Source organism: Streptomyces sp. SD15, assembly GCF_054462255.1.
Genome location: NZ_JBTLMO010000041.1, coordinates 66660 through 79377 on the forward strand (window position 1 = coordinate 66660; position 12718 = coordinate 79377).

Annotated in this window: 13 protein-coding genes and 2 pseudogenes; 3 read left to right on the plus strand and 12 right to left on the minus strand. The window is 69.9% G+C overall.

What is annotated here, in order from left to right; all coding sequences use genetic code 11:
- Nucleotides 1-95 precede the first annotated feature (95 nt).
- The 5 genes from ACX28W_RS32195 to ACX28W_RS32215 form a co-directional block, all read right to left on the minus strand.
- Nucleotides 96-1328: a cytochrome P450 gene (locus ACX28W_RS32195; protein WP_459003443.1), complete on the minus strand. Its 1233-nt coding sequence runs from the start codon at nt 1326-1328 to the stop codon at nt 96-98.
- 23 nt (nt 1329-1351) lie between these two features.
- Entirely contained in the window at nt 1352-2746 is a 1395-nt protein-coding gene (locus ACX28W_RS32200) for an NAD(P)/FAD-dependent oxidoreductase (RefSeq protein ID WP_459003444.1), read from the minus strand.
- Nucleotides 2736-2975: a ferredoxin gene (locus ACX28W_RS32205; protein ID WP_459003445.1), complete on the minus strand. Its 240-nt coding sequence runs from the start codon at nt 2973-2975 to the stop codon at nt 2736-2738. The genes ACX28W_RS32200 and ACX28W_RS32205 overlap by 11 nt, the downstream gene beginning before the upstream one ends.
- A 100-nt stretch (nt 2976-3075) precedes the next feature.
- Nucleotides 3076-3708 (minus strand): hypothetical protein, encoded by a 633-nt coding sequence (locus ACX28W_RS32210; RefSeq protein WP_459003464.1) that lies wholly within the window; start codon nt 3706-3708, stop codon nt 3076-3078.
- A gap of 93 nt (nt 3709-3801) precedes the next feature.
- Complete coding sequence (locus ACX28W_RS32215; RefSeq protein WP_459003466.1) at nt 3802-4269, minus strand: DUF4326 domain-containing protein; 468 nt, start codon at nt 4267-4269, stop codon at nt 3802-3804.
- 907 nt (nt 4270-5176) lie between these two features.
- Here ACX28W_RS32215 and ACX28W_RS32220 point away from each other — a divergent pair.
- From ACX28W_RS32220 to ACX28W_RS32230, 3 genes and pseudogenes are all read left to right on the plus strand, one after another.
- Complete coding sequence (locus tag ACX28W_RS32220) at nt 5177-5395, plus strand: hypothetical protein (protein WP_459003446.1); 219 nt, start codon at nt 5177-5179, stop codon at nt 5393-5395.
- Nucleotides 5396-5728: 333 nt separating this feature from the next.
- A pseudogene (locus tag ACX28W_RS32225) lies at nt 5729-5860 on the plus strand (IS630 family transposase); the annotation flags it as partial.
- 251 nt (nt 5861-6111) lie between these two features.
- The gene (locus ACX28W_RS32230) at nt 6112-7140 is read left to right on the plus strand and encodes an IS110 family RNA-guided transposase (RefSeq protein WP_459003448.1); all 1029 of its coding nucleotides are present in this window, start codon (nt 6112-6114) and stop codon (nt 7138-7140) included.
- On the opposite strand, the gene ACX28W_RS32235 is transcribed toward ACX28W_RS32230, so the two are convergent.
- From ACX28W_RS32235 to ACX28W_RS32265, 7 genes and pseudogenes are all read right to left on the minus strand, one after another.
- A complete protein-coding gene (locus tag ACX28W_RS32235) occupies nt 7056-7673 on the minus strand; it encodes a recombinase family protein (protein WP_459003468.1) in 618 nt (205 codons plus the stop codon). The two genes, ACX28W_RS32230 and ACX28W_RS32235, sit on opposite strands and share 85 nt — an antisense overlap.
- Before the next feature lie 62 nt (nt 7674-7735).
- Nucleotides 7736-8575, minus strand: a complete 840-nt coding sequence (locus tag ACX28W_RS32240; protein WP_459003449.1) for an SGNH/GDSL hydrolase family protein — start codon at nt 8573-8575, stop codon at nt 7736-7738.
- A gap of 76 nt (nt 8576-8651) precedes the next feature.
- Nucleotides 8652-9665, minus strand: coding sequence for a hemolysin family protein (locus tag ACX28W_RS32245; protein ID WP_459003451.1), 1014 nt, complete (start codon nt 9663-9665; stop codon nt 8652-8654).
- Complete coding sequence (locus ACX28W_RS32250) at nt 9662-10987, minus strand: hemolysin family protein (protein WP_459003453.1); 1326 nt, start codon at nt 10985-10987, stop codon at nt 9662-9664. Before ACX28W_RS32250 ends, ACX28W_RS32245 begins: the two co-directional genes overlap by 4 nt.
- Before the next feature lie 173 nt (nt 10988-11160).
- Nucleotides 11161-11394 (minus strand): annotated as a pseudogene (locus ACX28W_RS32255) (GNAT family N-acetyltransferase); the annotation flags it as partial.
- Nucleotides 11395-11426: 32 nt separating this feature from the next.
- Nucleotides 11427-11846: a GNAT family N-acetyltransferase gene (locus tag ACX28W_RS32260; protein ID WP_459003454.1), complete on the minus strand. Its 420-nt coding sequence runs from the start codon at nt 11844-11846 to the stop codon at nt 11427-11429.
- A 392-nt stretch (nt 11847-12238) separates the two neighbouring features.
- The coding region (locus tag ACX28W_RS32265; RefSeq protein WP_459003456.1) for a DNA-directed RNA polymerase subunit alpha C-terminal domain-containing protein at nt 12239-12718 on the minus strand (480 nt) is incomplete at its 5' end.

Here is a 12718-nt window from a genome sequence, read left to right on the forward strand (position 1 = left end):
CTACGGGCGGTTGCCGGCAGGCCGTGTCGAAGCTACGGGCGGTTGCCGGTAGGCCGTGTCGAAGCTACGGGCGGTTGCCGGTAGGCCGCCTCGCCCTACGGGCGGATGCCGTCGCAGGCGATCGGCAGATGGCGCGGGCCGCGCAGGACCGCGTTCTGCCGGTAGGGGGGTGGGTCCTCCAGCAGCCGGGGGTTCTCAAGCCTGCGGGCCAGCTCGCTCAGTGCGAGCTGCGCCTCCAGCCGGGCCAGCGGGGCGCCGAAGCAGCCGTGGATGCCGCTGCCGAAGCCCAGGTGCTGGATGTCCCCGCGGTCCGGGTCGAACCGCTCTGGATCCTTGAAGCGGTCGGGGTCACGGTTTCCCGCGGCCAGCACCAGCCACAGCGACGCGCCCTTGGGGATGGTGACGCCACGGACCTCGATGTCGGTGAGTGTGGTGCGTTGCGGCAGAAGCTGCACCGGTGGCTCGAAGCGAAGCAACTCCTCGACGATGGGGACCGACAGCTTCGGGTCCTCGCGCAGCCGCCCGAGGACGTCGGGGTTGCGCAGCAGGGTCAGCATGCCGTTGGTGATGAGGTTGACCGTCGTCTCATGACCGGCGACCAGCAGAAGTACCGCGCTGCTCAGGAGTTCCATCGTCGTCATGGCGCCGTCCGGCCCATGCCCGGTGGCCAGCTCCGACAGCATGTCGTCGCCGGGCTTCTTGCGGCGTTCCTCGATGAGCCCGGACAGATACATGCCCAGCTCCATGCGGGCGCTCTGCGTCACCTTGGCGCGCTCGTCGGGATCGGCGTCCGGGTCGGGGTCCAGGCCGGCGGCGAGGGTGTCCGCCCAGGTGTGGAAGCGTGCCTCGTCCTCCGGCGGCACTCCCAGCAGCCTGCAGATCACGGTCACCGGGAAGGGATACGAGAACTGGTCGACCAGATCGATCCGCTCCGTGTCGCCGATACCGTCGATGAGCCCGGAGACGATGTCGTGCAGCTCGCCGCTCATCTCGTAGACACGTCGCGGGCAGTGCGGCGGCCCGAAGGGCCGGTTCGTCATCCTCCGCAGCCGGTCGTGCTCCGGCGGGTCGAGCCGCAGGAAGCTCGGCGGCAGGGCCGTCTCCTCCTCCTCGCCGGCCAGGGGCTCGCTCGCCGCCGCCTTCAGATTGCGGGCGTCCGAGCTGATCCGTGGATCGTGCAGAAGGCTCTGGATGTCGTAGTACCCGCTGACGACGTACGGCCCGTCCGCGTCGTGGAGCACCGGCGTTCTGCGGAGCTCCTCGTACAGCGGATACGGGTTGGCACGGTGGGTGTAGTCGAGAATCTGCCGCAGGATGGCTTGCGTCATGGTGCGTCCTCGTGAGCGTCGGATCAGTGCCGGCCGGGAGTGAACGTCAGCCGCCGGTCGTCCGGCGAATATCCGCTGAGGGTGACGGTCGGGCCGTGCGTGGGCACGGACGGGTCGGGGAAGTCCGCGGGCATCGGCTGCTGCCCCTCCGGGCGACGGTCCACCGTGGGGAAGGGCGGCGGGAACGGCGCTGTGGTCTCGATGAGCTGCTGGTAGAACTGCAGCCACTTCGACTGGTCGAAGGTGACGGCGGCGATGACGCGCCCCTGATAGCCGTATACGCCGGTGAATCTGCGCTCTCTGAGGGAGCCCTGCGCGACGAGGATCTCCGTTCCCATCGACGGCACCCCCACGGACTTGATGTTCACGCCGAACTGGGAGGACCAGAAGGCGGGCACCCAGATGTGGGGGCGGCGGTCCGCGCTTTCGCTCACCATGTTGTGTGCCGCGGTCTCGGCCTGGGAAACGGCGTTGCCCCAGTGCTCCAGGGACAGGAACTGGTATCCGAACAGCGGATGCGGGGATCGTGCGACGTCCCCGGCCACGAAGATGTCGTCGGTCACGATGCCCCGGATGTCGAAGGCCCGGCAGCCGGCGTCACACGCGATGCCCCGGGGGCCCGCGCCGAGTTCGGATCCGGCGAGCCATTCGGTGTTGCGCATGGCGCCCAGGGACACGACCACCACATCGGCGTCGACGGTGTTCCCGTCGGACAGATGCGCGGCGCGGACGCGTCCCGCCGAGTCGCCCTCCAGGCCGGTCACCATGACGCCGCAGCGCAGGTCGACGCCGTGCTCGCGGTGCAGCTCGGCCGCGACCTCGCCGATGACTCCGCCGAGTGCACCGACCAGGGGCGCGGCGCCCCGTTCGGCCACGGTGACCGCGATCCCGCGTTCCCGGCAGGCGGAGGCGATCTCCGAGCCGGTGAACCCGGCGCCGATGACGAGCACCCGGCGGGGCCCCTGCGCGAGCGCGCGCTCCAGCGCCTCGGCGTCGTCGCGGGTCCGCAGCACGAACACCCCGTCGAGCTCCGCCTCGTTCTCCTGAGGCCAGGGTCTGGCCCGCACACCGGTGGCGATGAGCAGCCGGTCGTACTCCACTTCGTCGCCGTCGGCCAGCCGTACCCGCCTGGCCGCCATGTCGAGACCGGTGGCCGGCACCCCGAGGCGCCACCGCGCGTCGATGTCCCGGCGCCGGGGCAGGAGGGTGCGGTCGGCAGTCGCTTTGCCCAGCAGGACCTGCTTGGACAGCGGGGGGCGGTCGTACGGTTCGTACGGCTCGTCCCCGATCATCGTGAGCGAGCCCGTGAAGCCCTCCGCACGCAAGGTCTCCGCGGCCCGCAGCCCCGCCAGCGAGGCGCCGACGACGACGATGCGCCCTTCGCGCTTGAACCGGTCCAGGTATCCGTCACTGCGCACCGGTCGCCTCCCGGTCGGGTCCGGGGGCCTCGTCCACGGTGTCCGCCTCGACGAGGATGGCCTGGACGGGGCACGCGGCGACGGCGCGCTCCACTTCGTCGCGTCCCTGCTCGTCGGCCTGCGGGTCGTAGAGCAACGACTCGTCTCCGTGCATGGAGAAAACGTCAGGAGCGAGGAACGCGCACTGCGCGTAGCCCTGGCATCGGTTGAGATCGACGACAAGCCTCACCGAGGATCAGCCTTTCCGTGGTCCCGTCTCGCCCCCTCGCTCCCAGCATGGGCGAGACGGCGCGCAGCCGCTCACCAGGTGCGGCCGATGGGAGGACGGCTCACTCCGTGTCGCTGGTGGGGGGCGACTCGGGCAGACCGACGCGGAGAATATGGATGCTGACGACCAGTGCCCAGACCGGGAAGGCCAGCTCGGACCAGGGCAGGCCGGCCCCCACAAGGAGCAGGACAAGACCCACGAGGTACCCGAAGACGGCGAGCGGACGGGGGAAGACGCCGAGGCGGTGCCCGATGGTCGAGGTGGTGAAGATGAACACCGCCGCCATCCGGAGCGCGTACGTCGTCATCAGTGTGTACGCGAAGTGGCGGCCGAAGCCCGAGGGCTGAGTCTCGTTCAGTACGGTCCCGGCCGCGGCACCGGCACCGAACATGGTGGCGACGAACACCAGCCCACTGCCCAGGAACGCGGTGGCGATGAATCTGTCCTCGGCTGCGCCGACCTGTGCGCGCAGGGCGCCCATGAACCACAGGAAGAAGATTCCCGCGAACGGGATGATCTCCAGTGCCGTACGCACCGCCCACCGCATGTCCGGATCGACCGCCGCGCCGGCGGCGTCCCCCGCGGGGATGGAGATCCGCACCAGCACGATGGCGACCGCCAGCAGTACCGCGAACACCGCCCCCGCCAGGCCGGCGGCCCGCGGCGTCCGCAACCGCTCCTCCTTCGGCTCCATGGGCACTCGCTTTCTCTCCCGATGCCGCTCTCGGTCCAGCAAGCAGGCACGGGCGCGTCCGCGCCACCGGGGGCCACCCGTGGGAGTGAGCGCTCAGGCAGGCCGAGGGCCCGCCGTCGAGCCGTCCGCGATCTCGGCCAGGATGTCGCCGTGGCACAGCTCGGGCGCGCACCAGCACGCCAGTGTCTTGCCGCGCAGGGCGGGCACCTGGGCGAGCAGGGCCGCGTTGATCAGCATGCGAGCCCGTGGCGTCCCACGGCCTGTGTGTACGACGCGGCGCACGTGGGCCCGCACCGCCTTCCGGCGGCCACCACGATAGGGCCGGGTCCCCCGGACCCGGTGCGCGCGCCGCAACCGCCTCCTGACGCCCTCCATGGACACGGCAAAGCTCCACAGACCATCGGTCCGCTGCGGCCCGGCTGTGCCGTACACGGACCCGCACGCCCTGACCGCGCCCAGGACCGCCACGACCGGCCTGAACCCGCGCACCTCCACCTTGAACGCGAAGGAGACCAAGCCCACCGCGATCAACCAGACCAGGAGCACCATCATCAGCGCCATGACCGTGAACAACACCGCGACGCCGAATTGAATCGGCACGAAAAGTGCCGACGTGTGTGTGACCGCGGTGGTGAACCTATCCGCCTGCCTCGTCACGAACCCCGGCAGCACGGGCACCGCAGCGTGCACCGCCTTCACCACAAGCACGAAGCCCACCGCGACCACATAGAGGGCCGCCGCCCGCTGATACGGGCTGGGAACCTTCCGCCCCCGGTGGAACGCCCGCACCGACTCTCGCACCCCCACCGTCACCGGCCGTGCGACACCACACCGCCGCCGCTCCGGCCGTGTCCTCGTGGATACCCTTCGCAGCGCTCCGCGCCCGCTCGAACGCCGGACGCCTCCACCGCGCCACCATCCGAGCCCGCACCCTGCCGGCCCCGCCCCACGCTCGCTCCACCAGCCCAGGCGGCTCCGCGACCGCCTGCGTGTTCTCCCCCGTTGCCATGCCGTCCATCCTGCGGCGCCGGTACAGGAACAGCCCGGGAAAACGAGAACTCCCCAGGATCCAAGCCTGTGGCGTCGAGCCTGCAAAGTCGCTCGTTTGCGGCGGGTGACGCAGTTCTTACCAGCACCCCGACCCCCACGCCGATCAGCTGCGCCTCCGCCTGCTGCTGCCGCCTGCTGGGCCGCCGAGGACGCCGCCGGGGCGGTCGTTGTTGGTCGTCGTTGGTCGTTGTCGGTCGTCGTCGGAGGGCCCAGAGGGGGCCCAGCTCAGGACCCCGAAGAGCCGCTAGCGCTAGCGTCAAGGGTCGCTAACGTTAGCGACCCCGCTACTGAACCAATCACCTCCTTTGGGTGTCAAGTCACGATTTTACGTGTCATGACGATGGCCCTCATGGCCGCGCTTACTGGAGCTCAGGCCCCACCGCAATCAGGTGGAAAACGTTCAGTGAAGGGGAGATCCATGATGCTTAACCGTATGAAGCGGGCTCTGACGGCCGGAGCTGCGTCCGCCATGCTCGTCGGCGGACTCGTGGCTGTGTCGAGCGCCCCGGCCTCGGCGGCCACCACGTCCAGTGCCCGTGCTACGACGCATGCGACGCAGTCGCCCACCTACGTCTGCGATTGGTACTACGAGGAAGACGGGTACGGCAACTGGTACTACGAGGAGGTCTGCTACTGACGACCAGGCAGTGCCGCGCGACGCTGGGAGTTCTCGATCTCGGGCTCCTCTGCCCTCTACGGGGCTCCTTGGGGGCTATGCCGTGGTGCACAAGTTCTGTTCTCTCTCGGTCGACGGATGCGCCGGGAGCCCCTTGAACTCAGCGTCCGGCTGCGGTGACGGTGATCTCCGGGCGCACGTCGTCGGGAGGGTGCCGAGGGCGGTGTCAGCCGGTGGGCTTGACACCGCCCTTCTCCGGCGCGCACCGGATGAGTAAATCCGCCCAAAGCAGACGGGTACTGAGGATTTCGCTTCGGGGTGACGTGTGGCTGCTGATGGGTGTACCCCGGAGGTATGAGGTATCCCGATGGGGGCGGCCTGACCGCGAAGCAGCGGGCCCAGCGGGAGGGGGTGCGGTTCGAGGCCGCCGAGATGTTCGCTGCCGGGGTCACGCCGTCGCAGGTTGCCGGGTGTCTGCGGGTCTCGCCGTAGCCCCGGCCGTCGCCGGGCGGTGCGAGGCGAACGGCAGTGACAGCAACGGCTGACAGCAACACCGGGAGACAGCGACGGATCATGGCGCACCTCTATGGAGGCGCGGGCCCTGGTTGGCGGCCCACACGGTGCCGCGGTCCCGGACTACGGGATAAAAAGGCCACTCCGGCACCACTCCGCTCCTTCCCTTGATCCCTCCGGGGCACCCGCTGGGCAGCACGCGCCGCGCGGGAGGGGAAGAGGCCATGACCCGGCAGGATGTGAAGGACGAGGTCATTCATCTGCGGTCGGCGGGGGTGGACCTGGGCAAGCGGTTCCTGGTGGCCTGCGCGCGGACTCCGAGCCCCAAGCGGGCCGGCAGCTGGCGCCTGGAGACCGAGCGTTTCGGCACCACACGCGCGGAGACGCTCCGGCTGCTGGAGTGGCTCACCGAGCGGCGGGTCGAGGTCGTGGTGATGGAGGCGACCTCCGACTACTGGCGCTGCGTCTACTACGTGCTGCAGCCGCATCTGAACCTGATGCTGGTCAACCCCGCGCACCTGAAGGGGATCCGGGGGCGCAAGAGCGATCCGAGTGACGCGGCGTTCCTCGCCCGGGCCGGCGCCTCCGGGATGGTGATGGGCTCCTTCGTGCCCCAGCGGCGGGTCCGGGAGCTGCGGGATCTGACCCGTAGCAGGACCGAGACCGTCCGGGCCGCGGGGGCGCAGGCCCAGCGGCTGGAGAAGGAACTCGAGGACACCGGGATGAAGCTCAGCTCCGTCCTGACCGACCTGGTCGGTCTCACCGGTCGCACCATCCTCGAAGCGCTCGTGGCCGGGGAGCGGGACCCAGCCCGTCTCGCGGACCTCGCGGTCGGCAAGGCCCGCAGCAAGATCCCCGCCCTGATCGAGGCGCTGGAGGGGGAGTTCACCGACCACCACGCCTTCATGGTCCGCCACTACCTGGACGAGATCGCCCGTCTCAACCGCACTGTCGAGATGCTCGACGCCCGCATCGCGTCGATGCTCGCCTCCGAGGAGACGGACCTGGACAACCTCGACACCATCCCCGGAATCGGCCGGACGGCCGCTGAGATCGTCATCGCCGAGACCGGCGGCGACATGGCTCAGTTCGCCTCCGCTCAGCACCTCGCCTCCTGGACCGGCGTCTGCCCGGGTACCAACGAGTCCGCCGGGGTGAACAAGTCCGGTCAGCGCGGAGCAGGCAACGCGGTGGGCGCGTCACCGGTCACCAGGGAGTCCCGGCCGGCCGCCAGCTCCGGCACGTACTTGTAGAGGGTCGTTCGGGAGACTCCGAGTAGCTTTGCAATCGACGTGATGGTGTTCTCCGGCTGCGCGAGCAGCGCGCGAGCATGGCGGGTCTGCTCTGCGGTCATGGCCGGCGGCCGCCCAATGCGCTCCCCACGCGCGCGTGCCGCCGCCAGACCTTCGTGGGTGCCCTGCACGATGAGCTCACGGATGAACTCCGCGAGCGCCGCGAACACGGGGAAGACCAAGCGACCGCCCGGAGTCGTGGTGTCCAGCGCCTCGTGGAGCGACTGGAAGCCGACGCCGCGCTTGCGCAGCCCAGAGACGATGGAGATCAGGTCTTGGATCGAGCGGCCCAACCGGTCGAGGGAGGGCACCACCAGGGTGTCGCCGGGCCGGAGGTAGTCGAGGCACTTCCACAGTTCCTCGCGCTCCGCGCGGCTCTGGTGGGAGGCTGACGGGGTGCCCGGCGAGACCGGTGTGACCTTTCGGTCCGATCGGGCGACGTGGATTGGGAGGCCACGACGCCATCCGCGGATCGGTGAACAACAGCGGGCGATGGCAGGGAGGGAGGCGGCGCCCCGCGTTTAATCGGTGCATGGCAGCCGGGCGGGGCTCCGAGTTAGGGCCCCACCTGTCGCCAGTCCGTCACGGGGCCGGGGTTTGTGTGGTCCGCAGGGCTGATCCAGAAGGCTTTGCCCAGCTCAGCGCTAAACTGGGCGCCTGTCCGGCCGTCCCCCGATGAGCGGCCCGTCAGCCGTCGCCCGACCCACGGCAGGAGGTGCTGCTTGGCGAAGCGGGCGTCGGCGGTGCGGCGGGCGACCCATCCGGGCGGCGCCGTGGGCGGCATCGGCGTACGCCAGTCCGCGTCCTGCGGCTCGTAGCCCAGCGTCTGCCACACGGCCTCCGCGACCCGGCGGTGTCCCTCGGCCGTCAGGTGCAGCCGGTCCACGTCCCACAGGCGGGGGTCGGCGAGCGAGGGCGCCCCGTACAGGTCGACGACCAGCGCGCCGTGCCGCTCGGCGAGGTCCTCGACGCAGGCGAAGAGTTCCTCCATGCGCGGCCGGAACCGTTCGAGTACCGGGCCGTTGCGGCCGGGGCTGCGCATCAGGACGAGCTGCTTGCAGGCGGGGGCGAGCCGCTCCACGGCCTCCTCCAGGAGCCCGCGGACGCGCTCCATGTCGACCTTGGGCCGCAGCGTGTCGTTGAGCCCGCCCACGAGGGTGATCACGTCGGGCCGCATGGCAGCCGCCACGTCCACCTGTTCCTCGACGATCTGTCCGATGAGCTTGCCGCGCACCGCGAGGTTGGCGTACTGGAAACCGGGCGTTCGCGCGGCCATCCGGCTCGCGAGGAGATCGGCCCAGCCGCGGTAGGAGCCGTCGGGCAGCAGGTCCGACATGCCCTCGGTGAAGGAGTCGCCGATCGCGACAAGACTGGTGTATGTGGCATTCGTCTGCATGGCGGGAAAGATGGTAACCCGCGCGCCTACTCGTCGGTAGGTCGGGCCGCCCTTACCGCGGGCGGCCCGGCGGTGCTCATGCCGGCTGGCCGAACAGCTCCCTCAGGACGTCCTCCATCGTCACCAGCCCCGCGAGCCGCCCGTCGCTGCCCATGACCGCCGCGAGGTGCGTACGACTGCGCCGCATCGCCGTCAGTACGTCGTCCAGCGGGGTGCTCTCCCGGACGCGCGCGATGGGCCGCATGTCTTGTACCCGGAACGGCAGGTCGCGCGGCATCGCGTCCAGCGCGTCCTTGACGTGCAGATAGCCCACGATGCGGCGCCCCTCGTCCACCACGGGGAAGCGGGAGAAACCGGACTCGGCGGACAGTCGCTCCAACTCCTCCGGAGTGACGCCCACGCGCGCGTAGACGAGGGATTCCAGCGGGAGCACGACGTCGCGCACGGGGCGGCGGCCCAGCTCCAGTGCGTCGTGCAGCCGCTCCTGGGCGCGGTCGTCGATGAGCCCGGCGGCGGTGGAGTCCTTGACCAGGCGGGCGAGTTCGTCGTCGGAGAAGGTCGCGGAGACCTCGTTTTTCGTCTCGACCCGCAGCAGTTTCAGCAGCCCGTTCGCGAAGGCGTTGATCGTGAAGATCACTGGGCGCAACGCGCGCGAGAGCGCCACCAGCGGCGGGCCGAGCAGCAGCACGGTGCGCACCGGCTCCGCGAGCGCGATGTTCTTCGGCACCATCTCGCCGAGCAGCATGTGCAGATAAGTCGCCAGGGCGAGCGCGATCACGAACGAGACGACGTGGCCCGCGCTCTGCGACACCCCCACCGCGTGGAACACCGGTTCCAGCAGGTGCGCGATAGCGGGCTCGGCCACGACGCCGAGGACCAGCGTGCACAGGGTGATGCCCAGCTGTGCGGCGGCCATCAGCGCGGACACGTGCTCCAGACCCCACAGCACACTGCGTGCCCGCCGGTCGCCCCGCTCGGAATGCGGTTCGATCTGACTGCGGCGCACCGAGATCAGTGCGAACTCGGCGCCCACGAAGAAGGCGTTCACGACCAGCGTCGCAAAGCCGATCAGCAGTTGTACGGCGGTCATCGCTTCCCCTCCTCCTCGTCGCGCGGCGCGTGCAGCAGCACCCGTGCGGCCCGCCGCCCCGAGGCGTCCACCACTTCGAGCCGCCATCCGGCGATCTCGAGGGTGTCCCCGACCGCGGGAATGCGGCCGAGCCCGGTCGCCATGAAACCGGCCAGCGTCTCGTACGGGCCGTCGGGCACGCGCAGTCCGACGCGTGCCAGGTGGTCGGTGCGGGCGGATCCGTCGGCCGAGTGCAGCGCGCGCCCCTCGTCGTCCGTGCCGGCCGGGGCGAGGTCGGGCGTCTCGTGCGGGTCGTGCTCGTCGCGGACCTCGCCGACGACCTCCTCCACGATGTCCTCCAGGGTGGCGACCCCGGCGGTGCCGCCGTACTCGTCGATGATCACGGCCATGGTGCGTTTGCCCCCCAGTCGATCCATCAACCGGTCGACGGTCAGTGACTCCGGGACGAGCAGCGGCTCGCGCATGACCTGGGCGACACGTGTCTGCGTCCGGCGTTCGGCGGGGACGGTCAGTACGTCCTTGATGTGCGCGATGCCGACGACCGAGTCGAGATTGCCGCGGTAGACGGGGAAACGGGACAGGCCCGTCGCCCGCGTCGCGTTCGCCACGTCCTCGCAGGTCGCCTGGACGTCCAGCGCGATGACCTGGACCCGCGGGGTCATCACGTTCTCCGCCGTGAGGTCCGCGAGATTGAGGGTGCGCACGAACAGTTCGGCGGTGTCTGCTTCCAGAGCGCCCTGTTTGGCGGAGTGCCGGGCAAGGGCCACCAGCTCCTGGGGTCCGCGCGCGGAGGCCAGCTCCTCGGCGGGCTCGAGGCCGAAACGGCGTACGACATGGTTCGCGGTGTTGTTGAGATGCGTGATGAACGGGCGGAACGAGGCGCTGAACCAGCGCTGTGGCGTCGCCACCCGCTTGGCCACGGCGAGTGGCGAGGAGATCGCCCAGTTCTTGGGCACGAGCTCGCCGACGACCATGAGGAAGACCGTCGACAGCGCCGTACCGATGACGAGTGCCACGGAGTGCGACGCGGAGCTCGACACGCCGATCGACTCCAGCGGACCCGCGATCAGCTTGGCGATGGACGACTCGGCGAGCATGCCGACGACCAGGTTGGTGACGGTGATGCCGAGCTGGGCGCCGGAGAGCTGGAAAGTGAGGTTCCGTACCGCCTTGAGGGCTCCCGACGCACCGCGCTCGCCGCGTTCGACGGCGCGCACCAGCTCGCTGCGCTCGACCGTGGTCAGCGAGAACTCCGCCGCGACGAAGCCGCCACAGGCCAGGGAGAGCAGAATCGCCACCAGAAGGAGCAGCGCTTCGGTCATCGGGTCACCTCCGTCCCATGGTCGGACAGGGGCCGGAGGATCGCGCGATGTCGGGTACTGGGAGGCTCGCCCATGGGCGGACGCTCACACCTTTCGATTGGGGGATCGACGGATTGATCGATCCCCCAATGGTAAAAGGATGGGCAAAGGGTCTCTTCGGGGGTGGGCCCCGTTCAGTCGGCGAGCGGCTTCACCCACCAGCGCCGCTGCCCCTCGGGCGCGTACCCGGCGGCCCGCCACGCATGCTGCGCGGTCTCGTTCCGCTGGAGCACCATCGCGTTCCCACGGCGCCCGCCGAGCCGTACGAGCCGCTCCTCGGCGGCGGTGAGAAGCGTCGAGCCGATGCCCAGCCGACGCCGGTCGGGATGCACCGCGAGCCGGTACGGATGGCAGTGCCAGCCGTCGAATCTCGGCTGCTCACAAGCTTCCCCGTCCGTGCCTACAGGGGCTTGACCCAGCGCCGCCAGTGGTCCTCGCGATGGTAGTCAGCCGCGGCCCAGGTGTGGTGTGCGCGTTCGTTGGCTTCCAGGACCATGGCGTCGACGCGTCGCCCGCCCAGGGCGGCGAAGCGTTGTTCGGCGGCTTCGAGCAGGGCGGTGGCGATGCCTTGTCGGCGGTGGTTCGGGTGTACGGCAAGTCGGTAGGCGGAGCATCGCCATCCGTCGAAGCCGGCTATGACGGTTCCTGTGAGGAGGTCGTCGCGCTCGGCGAGGAGCAGGGCTTCGGGGTCTCGTGTGAGGAGTCGGGCCACTCCGTCGTGGTCGTCGCTGATGCTGGTTCCTTCCGTGGCTTCACGCCAGAACCGCAGCACGGTGTCGATGTCCGCGAGGGTGGCGCAGCGGATGTGGAGATCGCTCATGGGGCGAGCCAAGCAGAGCGCTCGCCTGTCTGGCGAACGGTTTCCGCGCCGAGGAATCGACAAAGGCGTGGGTTTGGCCCCGGGCTTCCGTAAGCCGCGAGCCCGTCGGTCGCACCCTCGTGTTTCACGGGTTCACCTGATTGATGACCAAGCCCCTCCAGGGTGGTGCCCTACCGAGTCGGACTGCGCCCTGTGCGGCTGATGGTGGTGCACTGGTGAAGAGGGCAGCAGCGCGCGGTGCGCGGGTTCCGTCGTGGTCAGTTGTTCCGGAAGAGGCCAGCGGGCCCCGTGACCTGCTGCGACGCGGGCCTGGGTGGCTGACCTGCTCCGTCCCCTCACCACCGGCTCCTCTGCTTTCCCGGCCCCCCCGTGACCCGGCCGTCGCGCAGCGTTCAGTACTGCTCGGTCTCCCCAAAGCCCGCATCCACGTCATTGCCCGCACCAAAGGTGTCAGCGGCGGCGGTCGGGTTGAATCCGGGCGGGCTGTCCTTGAGGGCCAGGCCCATGTCGGCCAGCTTCGCCTTGACCTCGTCGATGGACTTCGCACCGAAGTTGCGGATGTCCAGCAGGTCGGCCTCGGAACGCGCCACGAGCTCACCCACGGAGTGGACGCCCTCACGCTTGAGGCAGTTGTACGACCGAACGGTGAGGTCGAGCTCCTCGATCGGCAGCACCAGATCGGCAGCGAGGGCGGCGTCCGTGGGGGACGGACCCACGTCGATGCCCTCGGCGTCGATGTTGAGTTCGCGGGCGAGCCCGAAGAGCTCGACCAGGGTCTTACCGGCCGACGCCATGGCGTCACGCGGACGCATGGCCTGCTTGGTCTCGACGTCGACGATCAGCTTGTCGAAGTCGGTGCGCTGCTCGACACG

What these genes read in the sequence shown, in the direction of transcription:
- ACX28W_RS32195 (WP_459003443.1), bottom strand. Translation starts at nt 1,328, where the DNA reads ATGACGCAAGCCATCCTGCGGCAGATTCTCGACTACACCCACCGTGCC.
- ACX28W_RS32210 (WP_459003464.1), bottom strand. Translation starts at nt 3,708, where the DNA reads ATGGAGCCGAAGGAGGAGCGGTTGCGGACGCCGCGGGCCGCCGGCCTG.
- ACX28W_RS32215 (WP_459003466.1), bottom strand. Translation starts at nt 4,269, where the DNA reads ATGGCGCTGATGATGGTGCTCCTGGTCTGGTTGATCGCGGTGGGCTTG.
- ACX28W_RS32220 (WP_459003446.1), top strand. Translation starts at nt 5,177, where the DNA reads ATGATGCTTAACCGTATGAAGCGGGCTCTGACGGCCGGAGCTGCGTCC.
- ACX28W_RS32230 (WP_459003448.1), top strand. Translation starts at nt 6,112, where the DNA reads ATGACCCGGCAGGATGTGAAGGACGAGGTCATTCATCTGCGGTCGGCG.
- ACX28W_RS32240 (WP_459003449.1), bottom strand. Translation starts at nt 8,575, where the DNA reads ATGCAGACGAATGCCACATACACCAGTCTTGTCGCGATCGGCGACTCC.
- ACX28W_RS32245 (WP_459003451.1), bottom strand. Translation starts at nt 9,665, where the DNA reads ATGACCGCCGTACAACTGCTGATCGGCTTTGCGACGCTGGTCGTGAAC.
- ACX28W_RS32250 (WP_459003453.1), bottom strand. Translation starts at nt 10,987, where the DNA reads ATGACCGAAGCGCTGCTCCTTCTGGTGGCGATTCTGCTCTCCCTGGCC.
- ACX28W_RS32260 (WP_459003454.1), bottom strand. Translation starts at nt 11,846, where the DNA reads ATGAGCGATCTCCACATCCGCTGCGCCACCCTCGCGGACATCGACACC.